The following is a 1,480-nucleotide window of genomic DNA, read 5'->3' on the forward strand; positions in this document are numbered from 1 at the left end:
CGCTTGAGCGGCCGGCTCTGCCAGTGCACCAGCAGGCCGATGAACAACAGCAAAAAGCCGCTGGTGAGCACAATGAACCACACCTGCTGCGCCGGCAGGCCTTGCTCTTCGAGACTGGTGTACGGCTCGGGCAGCAACGAGGCGATGTACAGCCATTCCCCCGGAGCCATTTGAATCTGCGTGACCAGCACCGGCGGATTCACCGGCTCCAGCGTCAACGCGTAATGCGCCCAGGAGCGCGGCAATTCATCAAGTTTCAACCCTGCGTTGAATATCCGCAGGTCTTCGGGACTGACGAAGGTCACCGAAATATCCGTGTCATGGCCCAGAGACTGGCGCAGCACTTCGTCCACCGCTTGCATCACCGCAGCCTTGCGCGGCGTCACCGGCAGCACGTCCATGCCCAGCGGCTTATCGTTGAGGGTCACGACAAACCGGGTGCCGCCCATGCTGCGCAATTGATCGAGCACCAGCGGTCGGTAGGCTACCGGCAGGGAACGGAAATAGCTGACGCTGGCAGTCATCGAATGCGCCAGGCTGCGGGCACTGGTGACCAGGCCTTCGAGCTGGGTGGCACGCAACTGCGAGACCCAGATCACGCTCGACAGCGTCTGCGCGAACAGCACCGCCAGCAGAGTCAGCAGCAGCATCCGCCCGAGCAGCGAGCGCGGCACCGGTATGCGGTTGGCAAATTTGCGTAGCGACTCAGTGAGCATTGCCGGCAACCACATTGGCTGCCAGCTGATAACCGCTGCCACGCACGGTGCGAATCAAGCGTGGCGGTTTTTCAGTGTCGCGCAGGCGTTGGCGCAAACGGCTGACGGCCATGTCAACGATGCGATCGAGCGGCATCAGATCGCGGCCACGGGTGGCGTTGCCGATGGTATCGCGGTCGAGGATTTGCTGCGGATGATCGAGGAACAGTTTCAGCAGGGCGAAATCGGCGCCGGAAAGAATCACTTCCTCGCCGTCGGTGTGGAACAGCCGATGACTGACCGTGTCCAGGCGCCAGTCGTCGAAGACCAGCACTTCGCTGCCGCTGCGTTCGTGGGCGAATTGCGCGCGACGCAGCAGGGCCTTGATCCGCGCTTGCAGTTCGCGCGGGCTGAACGGTTTGCCGAGGTAGTCGTCGGCGCCGAGTTCCAGACCGATCACCCGGTCGGCTTCGTCGGAACTGGCGGTCAGCATGATGATCGGCACCTGCGCCTGACGCGGATGCTGGCGCACCCAGCGGCACAGGCTGAAACCGTCTTCGTCGGGCAGCATCACATCGAGGATCACCAGATCGCTGGGCGCCTCGTTGAGCGCCTGACGAAAACCGGCACCATCGGCGGTGGCCCTCACCTGGAACCCGGCGCGGGTCAGGTAGGTTTCCAGCAACTCGCGTATTTCCTGGTCGTCATCGACCAACAATATCGACTTGTTGACTGAGCTCACTTCGAAGGCATCCTTGTTGTTGGAGTTGGGGCGGATTATGCCT

General features: G+C 62.3%; 1 protein-coding gene and 1 pseudogene. Both read right to left on the bottom strand.

The genetic code is table 11. The annotated features are described in order from the left end of the window. A pseudogene (locus D6877_RS04130) lies at positions 1-716 on the bottom strand (two-component sensor histidine kinase); the annotation flags it as partial. Then, positions 706-1,437, bottom strand: coding sequence for a response regulator transcription factor (locus tag D6877_RS04135; RefSeq protein WP_016773529.1), 732 nt, complete (start codon positions 1,435-1,437; stop codon positions 706-708). The pseudogene D6877_RS04130 and the gene D6877_RS04135, both read right to left, overlap by 11 nt. Between the last annotated feature and the right edge of the window lie 43 nt (positions 1,438-1,480).

It is taken from the genome of Pseudomonas sp. Sample_9, from assembly GCF_004307535.1.
GTDB classification, from domain to species: domain Bacteria; phylum Pseudomonadota; class Gammaproteobacteria; order Pseudomonadales; family Pseudomonadaceae; genus Aquipseudomonas; species Aquipseudomonas mercuritolerans.